The sequence below is a fragment of the Acinetobacter sp. YH16056_T genome (assembly GCF_024605895.1).
GTDB lineage: Bacteria > Pseudomonadota > Gammaproteobacteria > Pseudomonadales > Moraxellaceae > Acinetobacter > Acinetobacter amyesii.
The window spans coordinates 2,560,287-2,579,773 of record NZ_CP094545.1 but is presented as its reverse complement, the minus strand read 5'-3'; the positions used below and the strand labels follow the sequence as shown (position 1 = coordinate 2,579,773).

Genomic DNA, 19,487 nt, shown 5'->3' with positions numbered 1-19,487 from the left:
AGCATAACCTTAGAAATTATCATCAACAGTTCACCTATTTATGACTTCGGTGCATTCGCATCGAGGGCCATAAAAGCTTCCTTGGCATCCTGCAGGGGAGGCAATTGGCCCAAAGAGGTTAGACCAAAAGCATTTAAAAATTGAGGCGTTGTAACTAACAACGCGGGTCGTCCTGGGAGTTCACGAAAACCAGATTCTTTAATCCAGTTCCAGTCAAATAACGTACGTAAAATTTGACTATTGTTGGTCACCCCACGGATTTGCTCAATATCTGCGCGGGTTACCGGTTGATGGTAAGCAATGACAGAAAGAGTTTCGAGCAAGGATGGCGATAAACGAGTTGGTCGTTCAGGCCAGGTCTGTGCAATAATATTACGATATTTTGCACGTACTTGAAAACGGAAACCTTGAGCGGTTTCAACAAGTTCAATTGATCTGCCGTGTTGCAGCATTGAAAGCTGCTGCAAATATTGGCGTAATTCGGTTTTACTGAAACGGTCTTGGAAAGCCTCTTTTAAACGGGCAATACTCACCGCCGCTTCACTGGCAAAAATAATGGCTTCAAGCTGCATCAAAATTTCATGCAGATTATCTTCTGAAGACACCGCAGTCATTTGTTTAAGTTCAGTGTTCATGCACGTGCTCCCTGAATTGCAAGCGGTGCTTCTACACCTGATGCGACAATTTGAACTTTTTGTTGGCGTGTCAGTTCCAACACGGCCATAAATGTCACGACAACACCCATGCGGCCTTGGCTTGGTTTGAGTAAGTCCGCAAAATCTAATACTTCACCTGACTCAAGCTTAGTTTCAATATAAGCAATACGTTCTTCGAGTAAGACAGGTTCTTGTAAAATTTGGTGGGTAACCGGTTCTGGTCGATTAAAGACACAGAGTATGGCATCACGAAGTAATTGAATGTCATAGCCATCATTGGTTTCGACTATTGTTCCTAAACTGACATTGGTATCGAATGTATCTCGATCCAATACTGTCATTTGACCTAATCTTTCCGCAGCTTGTTTGATGCGCAAATAGGTTTCTAAACGGTCAATCAATTCTTGTTTAGGATCTTGTTCATGTGCTGCGGTCGATTTAGGTTTTGGCAATAATAGACGCGATTTTAAATCGGCCAATAGGGCTGCCATCACCATATAGTCTGCGGTTAATTCAATATCTAGAGATTTCATTGCATCCATATAAGACAAATATTGGGATGCAATCGGGGCAATATCGACTTGTAATAAGTCGAAGCCATTTTTTTGAATGAGGTAAATCAGAAAGTCGAGTGGTCCTTCGAAATGCTCTAATAGAATTTCAAATGCAGCGGGTGGAATGTACAAATCTTCTGGAATAGCTTCTTGCCACTCATCCAAAACGCGAATGTGTGGAGCATCTTCCATAGAATTATGGACAGTTTGGTTCATTGCAATTATAGGCCACGCGAATTTTCAAAGGCATGCAGACAACTTTCGCTTCGATCTCACATCGAAAGTAAAAGCACAAAAGTTATAGGGAATAGTGTAATGGAAAAATGCGTTTAAAGAAATTACTGAACGGTTGAATTGGGTAAAAAACTTAAAATTTATAGGGAATAGGCTTTATTTATACACATGTAAAATTTTAAAGCTGTGATATCGATCACATCTTGTGTTAATTATAAAAAATACACTCATCAATCCGTGAACTCATTTAAGCTGTGATGTCTGGATGATGGGCATCCTTCATGAAATGATTTGAATGAATTGACTAAAAGAATATTAGCTATGCCACAACAATATAATCAATGGGGTCAGTCTGTAGGGATGACGTTGACGCAGTTTGAACCTTGCCAGTTCAGATGTAAAACCGAAGTGGGGCAATCTGTTCGGCTTATTCCGATGCTACCCGATCAGCTTGATGATAGTCTTTTACAGCGGCTATGGCAGACAGTACAACAAGAACCTGATGAACGCTGTTGGACGTATTTGCCTTATTCTCAAATTCAAAGCATGCAGCAATTGCGTGATTATTTTCAGCAATCCTTTCATTTTACCGGTTCGATGCATTATGTCATTGAGGTCGGTGATGCCATTGTAGGGTGGATTGGATTGCTCAATGTACGCCCAGCACATGCTGTCATCGAAATTGGCAATGTCTTTTTTTCAAGTTTAATGAAGCGATCAACCGCCGCAACAGAAACCATTTATCTATTGTTAAAAGCATGCTTTTCAGCGGGATATAGACGGGTGGAGTGGAAGTGTGATGACTTGAACACGCCTTCGAAAAACGCTGCTTTGCGTTTTGGCTTTCAATTTGAAGGGTTGTTTCGTCAACATGTGATTGTGAAAGGTCGTAACCGTGATACCGCTTGGTTTGCGATGTTAGATCAGGATTGGCCAATGTTGTCTCAAGCTTATGCAGCTTGGCTCGATACAAATAATTTTGATGAGCTGGGACAACAAAAAATTCACTTAAAAGAATTTATGCAGCTTTATTGCGCTTGAGCAAAAACCACTATTCAAGGCTTTGAGCCTGTTAGTCATATCTTTTGTTCAAGTGCAAATTCTATGATGAGTTGGCACTGCGCTTGCGAGCAGAGGTTTTGATTAGCTCTACGTTTAAACAGTGATTTGACCGTTGATGCATGCAGAAAATAACGAAAAATTTGCGGCTGTGTTGTCGCTATTGGTGAAATTAAATTTTCATCTTTTGCCCTCAGTTGAGCCGTGGATTCTAAAGTCCACGGCTCAGTGGCATATATAGCAAAATGATTGAGACTGCTTTGCTCGGAGACACTGAGGTCTGTCGCATTTTGGAGCTTGAGTAAAATCTGAAATAAAGTCATCAGGTCGATTCCTTTATCGAAAGGTGCATTAACCGAGTTTTAAGCAGACGTATATTACATGCTGAGCCTCTGATTGGTTACAGTATGTATTTAACAGTACACGCTATTCAAATGCACTGACATCACCGACACCGCGGCGAATCACTTCAGGGTATTCACCTGCAAGGTTTACAACGCTAGTGGTATTTAAAGTACCTAAACCGCCATCAATTAATACATCTATTCGTTTGCCGATTTGCAGTTCAATTTCGTAAGGATCATCAATCGGTTCTTTTTGACCCGGTAAAATTAAGGTCGATGTTAATAACGGCTCACCGAGTTCTTTGAGTAATAATTGGCAAATCGGGTTGCTCGGAATGCGCAGTCCAATGGTTTTCTTTTTAGGATGCATTAAACGGCGAGGAACTTCACTGGTCGCAGGCAAAATAAAGGTGGTGACCGCAGGGGTGTTATTTTTCAATAAACGATACATGGCATTGTCGACTTTGGCATACGTGGCAATGTCAGATAAATCTGCACAAATAATCGCATATTGATGTTTAGCATCGAGCTGACGAATTTGGGCAATGCGTTCCATGGCATTTTTGTTCCCAATCTGGCAACCGATGGCATAGGCGGCATCTGTGGGATAAACCACCACATCGCCGGCACGAATCCGTTCAACGGCTTGCGTAATTAAACGGGGTTGAGGATTTTCCGGATGTATTCTTAAATGCAACATGTCGTTTTCCTCTTATTATTAAAAGCTCTAGACATTATGTCGCGGTCTATTCGCTTTGTGCAACGTGAAATGCAGTCAAATTGTATAATTTAATCAAGCATTTCACGTTGAAATTCATTCGCCTGTAACATTTTGCCAGCACGTGTACAGTGGCAAATGCATTGGATAAAGCGCCAAGCATCGCGTGGAAGTTTGGCTTCACCTTTAAAATAAGCCTGTAATTGTGCATAGACATTATCTTTAAAGCTGCTGCCATCTCCTCCTTCACCAGTGAGGTTATCGAGTGATACACGAAACTTACGTCCAAAGGCTTTGGCAAATAACCATTCGATCGCTTGGGGCTTAATTTCTACCTGTTCAAAGAGGGCTTGTTGCTCTTTGCTGCGACCATCTGGTGCATACCAATAGCCTAAATCGGGAAGTAAACGGCGTTGCTCGCCAGCAATAGTCCAATGGCTAATTTCATGCAAAGCGCTATTGAAATAACCATGAGCAAATTGAATACGGGCAGGGCCGTTTGAATCAGCAGGAAAGTACTCGGGCTCAAAGTCACCTTTCACTAAGCTCACATTCAGGTGGGAAAACCAATGATTAAAGTGTAAGATGAGCCAATCGACGTGTTCTGTTTCTGTGGAAAGTTTCTCCCAAGCCGAGAGTTGCACTTGGTCGGTTGAAATGTCAGAATCAAGCGTTGAAATTGTGCTCATAAGTGATGAAATATTCACTTCTGTTTGCGGCTGCAACAGATGCATAACTTAAGTTACCCAAATGGTCTGTCTAAATAAGTACAAAATTGTATCTTAATCTTTGACAGAGTACTGATGAATTTGTAGAATTGCCGCCTTAATTATGTCAGCAAATACCTTTCCGGCACAGATTGAGCCGTTTAAATGGGCTGAACAGGGCTTTAAATGGTCAGGAACACTGCCATTATCTCGCTTTGTTCGTATTGCTCGTGAAGCTGTTGGATCAATTGATGATCAATTGATTAACATAGACTGTAAGCTATCAATGGATGCTTATCATCGCATTGTATGGCTAGATGGTCATGTTGAAACAAATGTTCCAATGGAATGCCAGCGTTGTCTGGATACTGTTGAGATCCCGCTTGTTTCAAGTTTTCATCTAGCTCTTGTAGATGACGAGTCACTGATAGAGCGCTTGGATGAGGATGCTGATTTCATCGTTTTAGGTGAAAGTGAAGCAACAACCAAAGGTTCATATGATGCGCCTGCGACTGCTGATTTACTCTCACTGATAGAGGATGAATTGTTATTGTTGATGCCTTTGTCACCTAAGCATGACGCTTGTGAACATAAGCATCAACCTGCCGCTGAAGAGCTTGTTGAAGAAAAACGGGACAACCCGTTTGATGTTTTGGCAGGTTTGAAGGGTAAACTTAACTAATTTTTGTGTTATACTCTTGAGTATAAGACAATCGAATTTGTTCTGATCCATTTTTTCGATCTTTGTAAGGAGCCATCATGGCCGTTCAGCAAAACCGTAAAAGTCGCTCTCGCCGTGACATGCGCCGTTCACATGACGCTTTAACCGAGAATGCATTAACTGTAGACCAAGCTACTGGCGAGACTCACCGTCGTCACCACGTATCTAAAGATGGTATCTACCGTGGTCGTCAATTATTCGCTAAAGCATCTGCTGAATAATTGGTGATGTATTAAGCGTCAAGCTTAGTAGAAAAAATGGGAGCGTTAAGCTCCCTTTTTTTGTACCGATTTTTTGTTGCATTTGGCAATTACCAAGACAAAAATTAAGTGTTAAATTTCCGTCCCTGAAACAAGCTTACATGGGATTGTGTTGAATAAATGTCCAAATAGCATAAATTCACCAGTCTTGATAAAGGATTTTTTTATGTCTGCTAAACAACTCGAGCAAGCAGCTCAAGCTACTAAAACTGCATTCGTGTTCCCGGGTCAAGGGTCACAGAAAGTCGGCATGCTCGCTGAACTTGCAGAACAGTTTAGTAGTGTGCAAGCAACATTTGCAGAAGCATCAGAAGCGGCTGGCTTTGATCTTTGGCAAATTGCGCAAAGTGGTGAAGGGTTAAACCAAACAGAATTTACTCAACCTGTACTACTGACTGCCAGTATTGCTTTATGGCGTGTGTGGTTAGAGTTAGGTGGTGTTGCACCGAAATACCTTGCAGGTCATTCATTAGGTGAATACAGCGCCTTGGTTGCTGCGGGAGCGATGAGCCTAGGTGATGCCGTTAAACTGGTGAACCTACGTGGTCAGTTGATGCAAAGTGCTGTACCTGAAGGTCAAGGTGCAATGGCGGCAATTTTGGGTCTAGATGATGCCAAAGTCATTGAACTTTGTGCTCAAGCAGAAGGCCCAGGTTCAGTAGATGCTGCAAACTACAATGCACAAGGTCAAGTTGTCATTGCTGGCGATAAAGCCATGGTTGAAGCGGTTATGGCTGCTGCTAAAGAAAATGGCGGTAAGGCAATCGCACTTCCGGTTTCTGTGCCATCGCATTGTGCATTGATGAAACCTGCTGCTGAACAGTTTGCGACAGCATTGGAACAAACTGCCATTGAGCTGCCTACTATACCTGTAATACAAAATGTAGGCGCTGAAATCGCGACTGATGTAGCGCAATTACGTCAGGCGTTAACTGCACAGTTATACCAATCTGTACAGTGGACAAAGACCATGCAGTATTTGCAAGACCAAGGTATTCAGTACATTGCTGAATGTGGTCCGGGTAATGTCCTTGCGAATCTCGCAAAACGTTTGCCAAATATTGAAAAAGCATTCCCACTCGACACGAAAGGTCGTATGGAAGATGCACTGAATGCCATTTTAGTGGCAGAAGGGAAAATTGCATGACACAAGAACGCAAAGTTGCTTTAGTAACAGGTGCGAGCCGAGGGATTGGAGCAGCAATTGCTCAGCAATTGATTCAAGACGGTTATTTTGTTGTAGGTACTGCAACTTCAGAAGCGGGTGCGGAAAAATTATCTGCTGCTTTTGCTGAAAATGGTGCGGGTAAAGTTCTAGATGTACGTGATGCAACTGCAATTGATGCATTGGTATCAGACATTGAGCAAAACTTTGGTTCTGTATTGGTTTTGGTGAACAATGCTGGTATTACCAAAGATAATTTGTTACTTCGTATGTCAGAAGATGATTGGGATGACATTCTCAACATTCATTTGAAAGCCGTTTATCGACTTTCTAAACGTGTTTTAAAGGGTATGACCAAAGCACGTTTTGGCCGAATTATTAATATTAGTTCTGTGGTTGCACATTTTGCTAACCCAGGACAAGCAAATTATTCTGCTGCAAAAGCAGGGATTGAGGCCTTTGGTCGCAGCCTTGCAAAAGAGATGGGAAGCCGCCAAATCACTGTAAATGCAGTGGCTCCGGGCTTTATTGCAACAGAAATGACAGAACAGTTAAGCGAAGAAATTCGTAAAAAGATGAGTGATCAAGTGGCTTTAAACCGTTTAGGTGAGCCACAAGATATCGCAAATGCCGTAAGTTTTCTTGCTTCTGAAAAGGCAAGTTACATTACCGGAACTGTATTACATGTAAATGGTGGTTTATACATGAGCTAAGCGCTCAAGTATAAACTTTCAAAACGATTTAGATTCAATTAAACTAACGGCATTAAAAACGCCACAAGCAATGAGGAGAATTCCTGTGAGCGATATCGAACAACGCGTAAAACAAGCAGTAGCTGAACAACTTGGTCTTAAAGCAGACGAGATCAAAAATGAAGCTTCTTTCATGGATGACTTAGGTGCAGACTCTCTAGACCTAGTTGAATTAGTTATGTCTTTCGAAAACGATTTCGACATCACTATTCCTGATGAAGACTCAAACGAAATCACTACTGTACAATCTGCAATTGACTACGTTTCTAAGAAACTAGGTTAATTTTAGATTTCAGCGATGCTGATTTAAAAAGCCACCGAATGGTGGCTTTTTTTATGCCGAATATTTTGTTTTTACATTAGCTTACGTTTCTGTCACTAACAACAACTCAAAAACGGTTACTTTTTAGCTATAAAAATAGAGGTTGAACAATAGTTAAATTATTTAAAACAGTAAAAACAACGGAGAAAAACATGGGTCTTTTTGATTTTGTAAAAGGTATTGGTAAAAAAAATACAGCGCCAGCAGAGCCTCAGGCAGCGCCAGCAACACCTTCTGAACCATCTGCACAAGAAATTGCCAATAAGTTATTGGGTCATATCAAAGCACTGGGCTTACCTGTAACTGGCTTGTCTGTGAGTTATAACGGGACTTCAGATCTAGCAACAGTGAAAGGTCAGGTGCAAAGCCAAGCAGATCGTGAAAAGATTATCTTGGCGGTAGGGAATATTGATCATGTGGCGCAAGTGGATGATCAGTTGACTGTAGCAACGCCAGAACCAGAAAGTAAATTTTATACAGTTAAATCAGGCGATAATCTTTCTAAGATTTCTAAAGAATTTTATGGTGATGCAAATCAATACAATAAAATTTTTGAAGCAAACCGTCCTTTGCTAAAAAATGCCGATGACATTTTCCCAGGTCAGGTGCTTCGTATTCCTGCATAAATATTTGTGTTTAAAGTAAAAAAAGCCATCTTGTGATGGCTTTTTTTTGTATGCGTGAATGGTGAAGTTGAATATAATGCGGCTGAAATAATTCAAAATAAGAAATCAATGAAACAAAAAATCATCTTTATTTTCTTGCTGTTGCTTGCAGTTGTTGTGTGTTTTTGTCTTTGGCTGCGGTGGGATGAGCGTATTGATCCTCGGGTGCTCAAGTGGCAGCAGTCTGAAATTTCTTATCATTCAAATTACACACAAGAGCCGTATTTTAACTTGCTTGGGCTGAATGCCGCAGATCGGTTTTCGGCATTGAATGTTGGGTGCTATCGTTATCATCAAGATTGGGCATTTAGTTTGTTGGGGCAAGAGCATCAGAATGTTTTGGGCCAGCCATTGAATGCGAAGCTAACACGTGAAAAGTGGTCAGAAGAACAGACGAATTTAGTTGCAGAGTTTCAGCAATTTCTGGTCGATGATCCTAAGGCGGCTAGCGCATTTGTTGTTGAGCATCATCAGGTGCTCGGTGCGCTGATACAGCAAGAAAAGGTACCGTTGCAGCGCTTTAACACATGGTTGCAGCATGCAGACCAATACCGCAGTTTAAGTATGCCGAGCAATTCCGCATATCCAGACTTTAAGTATTTAAATCAGTTGGCGATCCTTTATCAGATCAATATTGCGTTAAATAAAGAGGATAAGCTGGATGCATATATGGCTGAATATCAAAGATTGCAGCAGATGCTTGAGCGCCCGATCTCATTGGTTGAAAGGATGCTGATTCAAAGCTGGCTGGCACGTTATGTTCGAATTATACGTAATGAGCAATTAAAGACTGGACAAGTTGTTTATTTAGAGCCTTTAAGTGCCAGTCAGTTAAGTTTGCGCTCAGCAGCGCAATTGGAAGCCTATGGCGTATATGCGGTGTTGAAGCAGGTGCAGCAATTATCGGACTGGAATACCTCGTTGATGTATTGGTTGTATTTGCCAAATCAAACTGCAAATCAATTGTTTAAGCAATATGAAGAGGCGGCACAGCTATCTGAGCTTTCTTATGATTCGTTTAGGATGCAGGCTGGTCAAAAACAGGGACAGTATTCATCTTGGCATATCAAAAACTATTTGGGCAATACTTTGTCCAATATAGAGGGGGTGCCTTGGGAGCGCTATGTGCTTGCAGGGCACATTTTGAATGATCGAATTATGATTTTTAATTTGTTGAATCAGGGTGCGACTGATTTAACGCAGTTGAATCAAAATAGCCACGGCCGACGTTTCTTTAAGAAGGAGGGTATGCTGTGTGCTGAGGTGCCGTATCCGCGTGAGCAATTTAGAGCACACAATTGGAATATTTTAGATAGCTGTGTGCAGTTGTAGTTTTTGTATATAAACATTTTGGTATAGAAATAAAAAAGCCCCAATGAGTAGGGGCTTTTTTACAGTCGTTTAGAAGCTTGGCTTCACGACCACTAAAATGATCACTGCAAATAAAATCAAAGTTGGCATTTCATTAAAATAACGCCAGAACTTATGCGATTTATAATGTGCATTTTCGATAAGCTTTTTACGGTAATAACCACAAACAAAATGATATATCACCAAAAGTCCAACCAATCCTACTTTTAGGTAGAACCAAAGCGCTTCATGGTAGTGTCGAGTTGCATCACCCCAATCGACGAGGAAGTGCGCCGTGATCAGTGTAGCAATCATTGCAGGCCACATAATGCCGCGGTATAGCTTGCGTTCCATGATTTGAAAGCGCTGATGACTCGTAGCATCATCACTCATGGCATGGTAGACATAAAGGCGAGGGAGATAAAATAGCGCTGCGAACCAGCAAACAACTGCGATAATATGTAATGCTTTGACCCAGAGGAAAGCATCTGATGGAGCATCCATATATTGACCCTTAAAAGGGCGGTGGGTGTGTGCTTTGGCACCGAAGCGCCAAAGCAGCAAACTTTATATTAAGCTTCCCATTTTTTGAAAACGAGGCAAGCGTTTACACCGCCAAAACCAAAACTGTTACTCATCACAGTATTCAATTTTGCATCACGTTTTTCAAGTACGATATCAAAAGGTTTTGCACCTTCGTCCAGTTCAGTCACGTTGATGTTTGGTGCAATAAAGTCATTTTGCATCATCAAAATAGAGTAAATCGCTTCTTGTACACCTGCAGCACCGAGGCTGTGACCAGTCATCGACTTGGTTGAGCTGAGTGGAGGAACTTGTCCTTCACCGAAAGCACGTTCCATTGCTTTAAGTTCAGTAACATCACCTGCCGGAGTAGATGTGCCGTGTGTATTTACATAGTCAATTTTGTCTACGCCGTGTTGTTTTGCTTCTTCAAGCGCCATCAGGACACAACGAGTCGCACCTTCACCTGATGGTGCAACCATGTCTGCGCCATCTGAGTTTGCTGCATAGCCGACAACTTCAGCCAAAATGTTTGCGCCACGTGCTTGAGCATGTTCAAGAGATTCTAGTACAACGAAGCCACCACCACCTGCGATCACGAAACCGTCACGGTCAGCAGAGTAAGGGCGTGAAGCAGTCTCTGGAGTGTCATTATATTTTGAACAAAGTGCACCCATTGCATCAAATAAAAGACTTTGTGACCAATGGTCTTCTTCACCACCACCGGCAAGCATTAAGTCTTGTTTGCCCAATTGAATCAGGTTGTATGCATAACCAATGGCATCTGCAGATGTTGCACATGCGCTAGTAATCGTATGTGCAATACCTTGCATTTTAAATGCCACGCCCACGTTTGCAGTAATGGTGTTGGTCATGTTACGAGGTACAAAGAATGGACCAACTTTACGTGCACCTTTGGTGTCTAGAAGTTCTTTCATTTCAACAACAGATGCAGTTGAACCACCACCTGAACCACCCGCAATACCGTAGCGTGGATTACCGCCAATTTGTTCTGCTGTTAAGCCTGCATTTTCTACCGCAGCCAAAGCTGAGTTGTATGCATACATTGCGCATACGCCCATAAAGCGTTTTAAGCGACGGTCAATACCGTCAAAGTTTTGTTCTGCAGCTGCACTGACATGACTTTTGAAATTAAGTTCAGCATAACTTGGGTTGAAACGTGTTCCAGAAATCCCGTTTTGCAAAGAATGAGTGACATCTTCTAATGTATTACCAATGCATGAGTTGATGCCCATACCAGTGATTACAACACGTTTCATCTACAGATCCTTTATAGGTAGTGTGTGAGCAAGCTATTGAAAGTATACGAAGGAAACTTTCTAAATAGACGAACTCATATAATTTGATTGGAATAATGATAGCAGAAAGCTTTTTGAATTCTTATGGCAAATCCTATGCCTATTTTTGACTGAGCTAATTTGCAACGATGCAGCAAAAAACTTAACTTAAAGATACATATTCAAGTTGTGATAAAGTTTGACTACACCTAGTATTTATCAATAATTTCAAGAATAGTTTTAATGAGGTAGGGAATGGTGAAAACGAATAATAAACCAACGGTAGGTCTACTCTCAAACGCCTTTGGAGTGGCTAAAAAGCTCAGTTCTACTGGGGTGTCCATCATTAATCATGTCGCACCCGAATCCGTAACTAAGGTCATTCAACCTCAAAAAAATGGTCAAACCTTGGAGGGTCAGTCAAGGCAAGCGGGCGTATTTGATGTAAAAAAATATGATAATCCTCAGCAAATCTTGCGTGAACACGTTCCAAATGTTTCTAGACAATTATTGGGTCGACATTTTAATACCGTAAATAATGTGGCTAATTTTGTTGCTCCTCAATTTAGTGACAAAATTTCTGATTATATATTTGATCGACTGAATAATTTTAGTTCGGATATTTCATCTGTAGATGCTGTACTGGATGAAGCTGGGGTACGTGATTTAGAAGAGTTGACACAAGATGTCGATCGTTCGCGTCGTATTAGTCAGGCTCTGGGTGAGCAAAATAAATGGATTGCTTCGATTCAAGGGGCTTTAACAGGTGCGACAGGTGTCATTGGTTCAAGTATTGATATCCCTGCTTCACTGATTATGACTCTGCGAGTGATTTATCAAGTTGGACGTTCTTATGGTTTCGACTTAAGCAAAGAAAGTGACCAAGATATTGTTCAGTTTATTTTTAAACAGGTCGACTTGAGTTTAATTGCAGAAAAACAAACTTTGCTTATGGCAATAAAAGCTCTGAGTAGTACGCTACAAAATAGTGATTTACATCAGTTGCAGCAATTGGTGGGTTCAGACACCGATGCAGCAGTATTGAAAAAATATGTACTGGATGAAAATGGTCAGTTCAAGTGGGCATGGCTCAATCAAATGCCAAAAGTTTCACTTTTAAATCAGCTATCACGGTTATCTCCTGTGGCGAGTGCTGGTGTAAGTGTGGTGTATAGTCGCCGTTTGGTGGATGAAGTGAATCAGAAGGCACAGCAAGTCTTTTCAAATGCGCGCCAATATATTTTGCAGCATCAAGATATCACCTTGTCACCATTACATGCCTATGAGCGCTCTCTTGAGTTGCTTGCTCAAGCAACACCTAAATTACTAGAAGGCATTAAGGCGAAAGATATTGATTTGGCTGAACCAGTATTGGATCAGACCATAGATGTTGCAGGTCACGAGAGTATCCGCGCAGTAAAAGTCACTAAAAAAGCACAAGCTAAAACCGCTGATGCAGCCGAAGTGGCGGTAGCGCAGGAACAAAAAGTCTCAGAAGGTTTGGAGGCACTCGCAGAAAAAGTTGTTGAGCCGCATGCGCCCGTGGCTGCGCAAAAACCTGCTTTAGCTGAAACGGATGAGTTTGATGTGTTGGACGCTGTACAGGAGGAGGATATCCCTGTGGCTAAAGCTGCACCCAAAGCTAAGTCGCGTAAAGCCAAAACAGCAGCCGTAGATAAAGTTACAAAAAAATCAGCGGATTCTTCTGAAAAATAACCTATTTATTTGTGGGTGAAAATTTGCGCAACTCATGATGAATAAATGTTTTCGATGATCGTATATTGTTGACCAATTTTAAGTCTTCGCTTACAATTGCATGCCCTCAAAAAGTAGTATTTTTTGGGGCTTTTTATTAACGGGAGAATTGCCAAATGGCAACAACAAATCAGTTGATCCGTAAGGGTCGTACAACTTTAGTTGAAAAATCTAAAGTTCCTGCGTTGAAGGCTTGTCCACAACGTCGTGGTGTTTGTACACGTGTTTACACAACTACACCTAAAAAACCTAACTCAGCAATGCGTAAAGTTTGCCGTGTTCGCTTAACTTCAGGTTTTGAAGTTTCTAGCTACATCGGTGGTGAAGGCCATAACCTACAAGAGCACAGTGTTGTTCTTATCCGTGGTGGTCGTGTTAAAGATTTACCAGGTGTACGTTACCATACCGTTCGTGGTTCTTTAGACTGTGCTGGTGTTAAAGATCGTAACCAGTCTCGTTCTAAATACGGTGCTAAACGTCCTAAGAAATAATCTGAAAAGATTGGCTTCTTAGTTCGTTAGAACTGCAATCCTTTATCGTCTCGCTTGTCTGATTTCTGCATTTTTTGTGAAAATTCCAAGCGACGTATAGTAAGGCCAGCGAAAGCACATGACACTTTGTGCACCTGCTGGAATAACCTGAAGTGTCATATTTATTAGGTGTATTAAAATGCCAAGACGTCGCGTAGTTGCTGCCCGTGAAATCCTTCCGGATCCTAAGTTCAGCAGCCAAACAATCGCTAAATTCATGAACCACGTAATGCAAGATGGTAAAAAATCTATTGCTGAAAGTATCGTTTACGGTGCTTTAGACCGCGTTCAAGAAAAATCTAAAGTAGACCCAGTTGAATTTTTCGAGACTACTCTTGAAAAAGTTCGTCCTATGGTCGAAGTAAAAGCACGCCGTGTTGGTGGTGCTACATACCAAGTGCCTATGGAAGTACGCCCATCCCGTCGTACTGCCTTGGCTATGCGTTGGTTAGTAGATGCTGCTGCTAAGCGTTCTGAAAAAACTATGGCTTTACGTCTTGCTGGTGAGTTGCTTGATGCAGCTGAAGGTAAAGGCGCAGCGATCAAAAAACGTGAAGATGTGCATCGTATGGCTGAAGCCAACAAAGCCTTCTCTCATTACCGTTTCTAAGCGGATAAAACAGCCCCTATTCAGGAGGGTGACAAATCAGTTGTCACTGTTTTGTCATCGAATCGCTTTAAGTTGCTATGCAGCTTAAAGCGTCCTGTTTTAAACAACAAAATTTAGGAATGCTAGAAATCATGGCTCGTCAAACCCCAATTTCTCGTTATCGTAACATTGGTATCTCTGCGCACATTGATGCTGGTAAAACTACCACTTCAGAACGTATTTTGTTCTACACAGGTGAGAGTCACAAACTTGGTGAAACTCACGAAGGTTCTGCAACTACAGACTGGATGGAACAAGAGCAAGAACGTGGTATTACTATTACCTCAGCGGCAGTAACATGCTTCTGGAAAGGGATGGGTAACCAATTCGAACAGCACCGTATTAACGTAATTGATACCCCAGGACACGTAGACTTCACTATTGAAGTTGAACGTTCTATGCGTGTTCTTGACGGTGCATGCATGGTTTACTGTGCTGTAGGTGGTGTACAACCTCAGTCTGAAACTGTATGGCGTCAAGCAAATAAATATAAAGTTCCACGTATTGCATTCGTGAACAAAATGGACCGTACTGGTGCGAACTTCTTCCGTGCTGTTGAACAAGTTAAAACACGTCTTGGTGGTAATCCAGTGCCAATCGTTGTTCCAATCGGTGCAGAAGAAAACTTCCAGGGTGTTGTTGACCTAATCGAAATGAAAGCGATTATCTGGGACGAAGCGTCTCAAGGTATGAAGTTTGAATATGGCGAAATCCCTGCTGAATTAGTTGAACTAGCTAACGAATGGCGTACTAACATGGTTGAAGCTGCTGCGGAAGCATCAGAAGAACTCATGGACAAGTACCTTGAAGAAGGTGAGTTAACTAAAGAAGAAATCGTTTCAGGTTTACGTGCACGTACATTGTTGAATGAAATTCAACCAATGCTATGTGGTTCAGCGTTCAAAAACAAAGGTGTTCAACGTATGTTGGATGCTGTAATTGAATTCTTACCTGCGCCGACTGATGTCGAGGCGATTAAAGGTATCCTTGACGACAAAGACGAAACTGAAGGTTCTCGTGAAGCGTCTGACGATGCTCCGTTCTCTGCGCTTGCGTTCAAAATCATGAACGACAAATTTGTAGGTAACTTAACATTCGTACGTGTTTACTCTGGTGTGCTTAAAGCAGGTAGCCCTTGCTATAACCCAGTTAAAATGAAGCGCGAACGTGTTGGCCGTATCGTACAGATGCACGCAAATGACCGTCACGATATTGAAGAAATTCGTGCGGGTGATATCGCAGCATGTGTAGGTCTTAAAGATACTACGACTGGTGATACATTATGTGATGAAAACAATGTAATTACACTAGAGCGTATGGAATTCCCAGAGCCAGTAATTGCGCTTGCGGTTGAGCCTAAAACTAAAGCTGACCAAGAAAAAATGTCTGTTGCTTTAGGTCGTTTGGCGAAAGAAGACCCTTCATTCCGCGTACGTACTGACGAAGAATCTGGTCAAACAATTATTGCTGGTATGGGTGAGCTTCACCTTGACATTATTGTTGACCGTATGAAGCGTGAATTCAACGTTGAAGCGAACATTGGTAAACCAATGGTAGCTTACCGTGAAACGATCAAAAAATCAGTTGAACAAGAAGGTAAGTTCGTACGTCAAACTGGTGGTAAAGGTAAGTTTGGTCACGTATACGTACGTTTAGAACCACTTGCTGAAGATGCTGGCAAAGATTACGAGTTCGCTGAAGAAGTTGTAGGTGGTGTAGTACCTAAAGAATTCTTCGGTGCGGTTGACAAAGGTATCCAAGAACGTATGAAGAATGGTGTCCTAGCTGGTTATCCAGTTGTTGGCATCAAAGCGACATTGTTCGATGGTTCTTACCATGACGTCGACTCTGACGAATTATCGTTCAAAATGGCTGGTTCTTACGCATTCCGTGACGGTTTCATGAAAGCAGATCCTATCTTGCTTGAACCTATCATGAAAGTTGAAGTAGAAACTCCAGAAGACTACATGGGCGATATCATGGGTGACTTAAACCGTCGTCGTGGTCTTGTTCAAGGTATGGACGATTTACCTGGTGGTACTAAAGCTATCCGTGCAGAAGTTCCACTTTCTGAGATGTTTGGTTACGCAACTCATATGCGTTCTATGTCTCAAGGTCGTGCAACTTATTCTATGGAATTCGCTAAATACGCTGAAACACCACGTAACGTGGCTGAAGGCATCATCGCTAAGTTCCAATCTGGCGGTAAAAAAGGTGACGACGAGTAATCTTTCGATTACTATAAGCCCAAACTAATTCATAGTTAAAAACCAAATGCTCATGCAGTATCCCTGCATGAGTAGTTTAAAAAGGAAGATCTCATGGCTAAGGCTAAGTTCGAACGTAATAAGCCACACGTTAACGTGGGCACAATCGGTCACGTTGACCATGGTAAAACGACTTTAACAGCTGCGATTGCAACTGTATGTGCAAAAAAATTCGGTGGTGAAGCGAAAGATTACGCTGCAATCGACTCTGCACCAGAAGAAAAAGCACGTGGTATTACAATTAATACTTCACACGTAGAATACGATTCTCCAATCCGTCACTACGCTCACGTAGACTGCCCAGGTCACGCCGATTATGTTAAAAACATGATTACTGGTGCTGCGCAAATGGATGGTGCGATCCTTGTATGTGCTGCGACTGATGGTCCAATGCCACAAACTCGTGAACACATCCTTCTTTCTCGTCAGGTAGGTGTACCTTACATCGTTGTATTCTTAAACAAATGCGACCTTGTTGACGACGAAGAGCTTCTTGAATTAGTAGAAATGGAAGTTCGTGAACTTCTTTCTACTTATGACTTCCCAGGCGACGACACCCCAGTAATCCGTGGTTCTGCTCTTGCAGCGCTTAATGGTGAAGCTGGTCAATATGGCGAAGACGCAGTAGTTGCTCTTGTTGAAGCTCTTGACTCTTACATTCCAGAGCCAGAACGTGCTATCGACCTTGCATTCCTTATGCCAATCGAAGATGTATTCTCAATTTCAGGTCGTGGTACAGTAGTAACTGGCCGTGTTGAAACTGGTATCGTGAAAGTAGGCGAAGAAGTTGAAATCGTTGGTATTAAAGATACAGTTAAAACAACTGTAACTGGCGTAGAAATGTTCCGTAAACTTCTTGACGAAGGTCGTGCGGGCGAGAACTGTGGTGTTCTTCTACGTGGTACTAAACGTGAAGACGTTCAACGTGGTCAAGTATTGGCTAAACCAGGTACAATCAAACCGCATACTAAATTCGACGCAGAAGTATACGTACTTTCTAAAGACGAAGGTGGTCGTCATACTCCATTCCTTAACGGTTACCGTCCACAGTTCTACTTCCGTACAACTGACGTAACTGGTGCGATCGCGCTTAAAGAAGGCGTTGAAATGGTTATGCCTGGTGACAACGTGGAAATGTCAGTAGAATTAATCCACCCAATCGCAATGGACGCTGGCTTACGCTTCGCGATCCGTGAAGGTGGCCGTACAGTTGGTGCGGGTGTTGTTTCTAAAGTAACTGCATAATCACTAAATGTGTGTAAAAAAGCGCCTCTTTGAGGCGCTTTTTTTTATGTTTATTCAATGTGATAGGGAAATTGTCTGACAATATTTTTTAAAGCTGTCCTTTAGTGATAATTCACTGTCCTTAACTGAAATAATTACGCGTCAATAAAACCGTAATATGAACTCAAGAAAACCAATAAAAGTTTGAGTATTTCATAACTCAAAAAGGAGTTAGGCATGAACGCTAAAGTAAAGATTACTAATCGAGCAGGTGCAAGTTTCCCTGTACGCCGCATGAATTTTGATTTTGATGCGGTACCAGAGTACTGGATGAACGGCTCAGCTGGTTTGACACATTTTATGACCGCATTATCTGCTTTATTTCCCGCGGGTGAAATGTTCTTTATTGATAGTGTGCGTGCAGTACGTAAACATCCCGCGATCGCAAATAATGAAGCCCTACAAAAAGAAATTAGTGCTTTCATTGGTCAGGAAGCCATGCATACGCAAGAGCATGAAGGTTTCAATGCCTCTGCACAAAAATACGGTCATGATGTCGAAACGCTTGATAAGGCAACGGGTCGAGTTATCCAAGGTGTGCGAAAAGTTTTTGCACGTATTGGTAAACCTGTTGGTATCACTCAAGAAATGGTAGATCTTACCGCAACTACGGCACTTGAGCATTTCACTGCAACCATCGCTTCACAGTTATTGGTTAACCCACATATTCAAGCTTTAATGACAGATGAAACCATGAAAAATATGTGGTTGTGGCATGCGATTGAAGAAAATGAACATAAAGCCGTGGCTTATGATGTTTTTGAAGGTGTCTTTGGTCAGGGAATTAAGGCCTACGCACTCCGAACAGGCTCATTGATTGGCGCAATGGTGACTTTATTCTTCGTACAAAGCTACTTTGTTGCTCGTTTATTAAAAGAAGATAACAAGCTTAATTTTGAAGCATTAAAAGATATTTATACCTATGGTTATAGCCCTTCAAAAGGCATCATCACTGGTATGGGTAAAGAAATGCTGATGTATTTTAAACCAGGTTTTCACCCGAATGATTTAGATACTTCAGGTTTGTTAAAAACGTGGAAAGCATATTTGGGTCTCTAATCACAGCGCTGTGGTGACTTTTTGAGAAGGGCGATGTAAATCGCTCTTTTTTTTATTCAACTTTAGAAGCAAACTTTTTATAATGCGCATACCCTAGCTATAGAAAGATAAACGAAGATGATTCGTTTGATGCAAGACGCTGATGTACAGCAGGTTTACGATATCGAGCGCCGCGTACAAAGCCATCCTTGGACCTTAAAACAATTTCAAGAATCGATTGCTGCCTATCAAAGTACGGTGATTGAGCGACAAGGAAAAGTTGTAGGTTTTTGCATTTTACAACCCGTTTTAGATGAAGCAAATTTATTGTTAATGGCGATCGATCCGAGCCAGCAAGGCAAAGGATTAGGTTTTCAATTACTCGATGAATCTATTGCCTTACTCAAAAATAACCCCATTCAAATCTTCTTAGAAGTGCGAGAAGGTAATCAACCAGCGATCCGTTTATATGAAAAAGCGGATTTTCATCAAATCGATTTGCGAAAGAATTATTATCCAAATGCCGATGGAACTCGTGAGCACGCCATTATTATGGTGAAGGCTTGTATTGATGATTTTGCAGCTTTATTTAAATAAAAGCGGTGAAGCGTCATCAGATTTAAAGAAAGCATTCGTG

22 protein-coding genes are annotated in these 19,487 nt (G+C 41.7%); 15 read left to right on the top strand and 7 right to left on the bottom strand.

Features of this window, described 5'->3' with window-relative positions:
- Window positions 1-38: 38 nt before the first annotated feature.
- Together scpB and MST17_RS12625 are read right to left on the bottom strand one after the other, a co-directional pair.
- Entirely contained in the window at window positions 39-635 is a 597-nt protein-coding gene (gene scpB, locus MST17_RS12630; RefSeq protein ID WP_078190063.1) for an SMC-Scp complex subunit ScpB, read from the bottom strand.
- The gene (locus MST17_RS12625; RefSeq protein WP_180005437.1) at window positions 632-1,426 is read right to left on the bottom strand and encodes a ScpA family protein; all 795 of its coding nucleotides are present in this window, start codon (window positions 1,424-1,426) and stop codon (window positions 632-634) included. The genes scpB and MST17_RS12625 overlap by 4 nt, the downstream gene beginning before the upstream one ends.
- Window positions 1,427-1,765: 339 nt before the next feature.
- Between MST17_RS12625 and MST17_RS12620 the strand changes: the two genes are divergently transcribed.
- Window positions 1,766-2,485, top strand: a complete 720-nt coding sequence (locus MST17_RS12620) for a GNAT family N-acetyltransferase (protein WP_180026726.1) — start codon at window positions 1,766-1,768, stop codon at window positions 2,483-2,485.
- Between the two features lie 35 nt (window positions 2,486-2,520).
- Here MST17_RS12620 and MST17_RS12615 read toward each other — a convergent pair whose 3' ends face one another.
- From MST17_RS12615 to MST17_RS12605, 3 genes are all read right to left on the bottom strand, one after another.
- The gene (locus MST17_RS12615) at window positions 2,521-2,826 is read right to left on the bottom strand and encodes a hypothetical protein (protein ID WP_180005435.1); all 306 of its coding nucleotides are present in this window, start codon (window positions 2,824-2,826) and stop codon (window positions 2,521-2,523) included.
- Window positions 2,827-2,929: 103 nt separating this feature from the next.
- Window positions 2,930-3,547: an L-threonylcarbamoyladenylate synthase gene (locus MST17_RS12610; RefSeq protein WP_078190059.1), complete on the bottom strand. Its 618-nt coding sequence runs from the start codon at window positions 3,545-3,547 to the stop codon at window positions 2,930-2,932.
- Window positions 3,548-3,636: 89 nt separating this feature from the next.
- The gene (locus tag MST17_RS12605; RefSeq protein ID WP_180026727.1) at window positions 3,637-4,299 is read right to left on the bottom strand and encodes an elongation factor P hydroxylase; all 663 of its coding nucleotides are present in this window, start codon (window positions 4,297-4,299) and stop codon (window positions 3,637-3,639) included.
- Window positions 4,300-4,396: 97 nt separating this feature from the next.
- Here MST17_RS12605 and MST17_RS12600 point away from each other — a divergent pair, with 97 nt between their 5' ends.
- From MST17_RS12600 to MST17_RS12570, 7 genes are all read left to right on the top strand, one after another.
- Entirely contained in the window at window positions 4,397-4,954 is a 558-nt protein-coding gene (locus MST17_RS12600) for a DUF177 domain-containing protein (protein WP_078194223.1), read from the top strand.
- 77 nt (window positions 4,955-5,031) lie between these two features.
- On the top strand, window positions 5,032-5,214 hold the full coding sequence (gene rpmF / locus MST17_RS12595) for a 50S ribosomal protein L32 (RefSeq protein WP_004279227.1): 183 nt from the start codon (window positions 5,032-5,034) through the stop codon (window positions 5,212-5,214).
- A gap of 205 nt (window positions 5,215-5,419) precedes the next feature.
- Window positions 5,420-6,400: an ACP S-malonyltransferase gene (gene fabD / locus MST17_RS12590; RefSeq protein ID WP_180025026.1), complete on the top strand. Its 981-nt coding sequence runs from the start codon at window positions 5,420-5,422 to the stop codon at window positions 6,398-6,400.
- Window positions 6,397-7,131 carry a 3-oxoacyl-ACP reductase FabG gene (gene fabG, locus MST17_RS12585; protein WP_078190055.1) on the top strand — a complete coding sequence of 245 codons (735 nt, stop codon included), beginning with the start codon at window positions 6,397-6,399 and terminating at the stop codon, window positions 7,129-7,131. Before fabD ends, fabG begins: the two co-directional genes overlap by 4 nt.
- A gap of 85 nt (window positions 7,132-7,216) precedes the next feature.
- The gene (gene acpP, locus MST17_RS12580) at window positions 7,217-7,453 is read left to right on the top strand and encodes an acyl carrier protein (RefSeq protein ID WP_078190054.1); all 237 of its coding nucleotides are present in this window, start codon (window positions 7,217-7,219) and stop codon (window positions 7,451-7,453) included.
- A gap of 191 nt (window positions 7,454-7,644) precedes the next feature.
- On the top strand, window positions 7,645-8,118 hold the full coding sequence (gene lysM, locus MST17_RS12575) for a peptidoglycan-binding protein LysM (protein WP_180008199.1): 474 nt from the start codon (window positions 7,645-7,647) through the stop codon (window positions 8,116-8,118).
- A 108-nt stretch (window positions 8,119-8,226) separates the two neighbouring features.
- Window positions 8,227-9,489 (top strand): hypothetical protein, encoded by a 1,263-nt coding sequence (locus MST17_RS12570; RefSeq protein ID WP_180026728.1) that lies wholly within the window; start codon window positions 8,227-8,229, stop codon window positions 9,487-9,489.
- A 69-nt stretch (window positions 9,490-9,558) separates the two neighbouring features.
- Here MST17_RS12570 and hemJ read toward each other — a convergent pair whose 3' ends face one another.
- Together hemJ and MST17_RS12560 are read right to left on the bottom strand one after the other, a co-directional pair.
- Window positions 9,559-10,011 (bottom strand): protoporphyrinogen oxidase HemJ, encoded by a 453-nt coding sequence (hemJ, locus tag MST17_RS12565; RefSeq protein WP_078190051.1) that lies wholly within the window; start codon window positions 10,009-10,011, stop codon window positions 9,559-9,561.
- A gap of 68 nt (window positions 10,012-10,079) precedes the next feature.
- Window positions 10,080-11,309, bottom strand: coding sequence for a beta-ketoacyl synthase N-terminal-like domain-containing protein (locus MST17_RS12560; protein ID WP_078190050.1), 1,230 nt, complete (start codon window positions 11,307-11,309; stop codon window positions 10,080-10,082).
- Between the two features lie 273 nt (window positions 11,310-11,582).
- Between MST17_RS12560 and MST17_RS12555 the strand changes: the two genes are divergently transcribed.
- The 7 genes from MST17_RS12555 to rimI all read left to right on the top strand — a co-directional run bounded on the left by MST17_RS12555 (window position 11,583) and on the right by rimI (window position 19,447).
- A complete protein-coding gene (locus tag MST17_RS12555; RefSeq protein ID WP_180026729.1) occupies window positions 11,583-13,043 on the top strand; it encodes an EcsC family protein in 1,461 nt (486 codons plus the stop codon).
- Window positions 13,044-13,198: 155 nt separating this feature from the next.
- Window positions 13,199-13,573, top strand: coding sequence for a 30S ribosomal protein S12 (gene rpsL, locus MST17_RS12550; RefSeq protein WP_000246374.1), 375 nt, complete (start codon window positions 13,199-13,201; stop codon window positions 13,571-13,573).
- A 178-nt stretch (window positions 13,574-13,751) separates the two neighbouring features.
- Entirely contained in the window at window positions 13,752-14,222 is a 471-nt protein-coding gene (gene rpsG / locus MST17_RS12545) for a 30S ribosomal protein S7 (RefSeq protein ID WP_005011815.1), read from the top strand.
- A gap of 131 nt (window positions 14,223-14,353) precedes the next feature.
- The gene (fusA, locus tag MST17_RS12540; protein WP_180004228.1) at window positions 14,354-16,489 is read left to right on the top strand and encodes an elongation factor G; all 2,136 of its coding nucleotides are present in this window, start codon (window positions 14,354-14,356) and stop codon (window positions 16,487-16,489) included.
- 93 nt (window positions 16,490-16,582) lie between these two features.
- Window positions 16,583-17,773, top strand: a complete 1,191-nt coding sequence (gene tuf, locus MST17_RS12535) for an elongation factor Tu (protein ID WP_078190047.1) — start codon at window positions 16,583-16,585, stop codon at window positions 17,771-17,773.
- Between the two features lie 216 nt (window positions 17,774-17,989).
- Window positions 17,990-18,871 (top strand): metal-dependent hydrolase, encoded by an 882-nt coding sequence (locus MST17_RS12530; protein WP_078193116.1) that lies wholly within the window; start codon window positions 17,990-17,992, stop codon window positions 18,869-18,871.
- A gap of 117 nt (window positions 18,872-18,988) precedes the next feature.
- Window positions 18,989-19,447, top strand: coding sequence for a ribosomal protein S18-alanine N-acetyltransferase (rimI, locus tag MST17_RS12525; RefSeq protein WP_180004229.1), 459 nt, complete (start codon window positions 18,989-18,991; stop codon window positions 19,445-19,447).
- Window positions 19,448-19,487 lie beyond the last annotated feature (40 nt).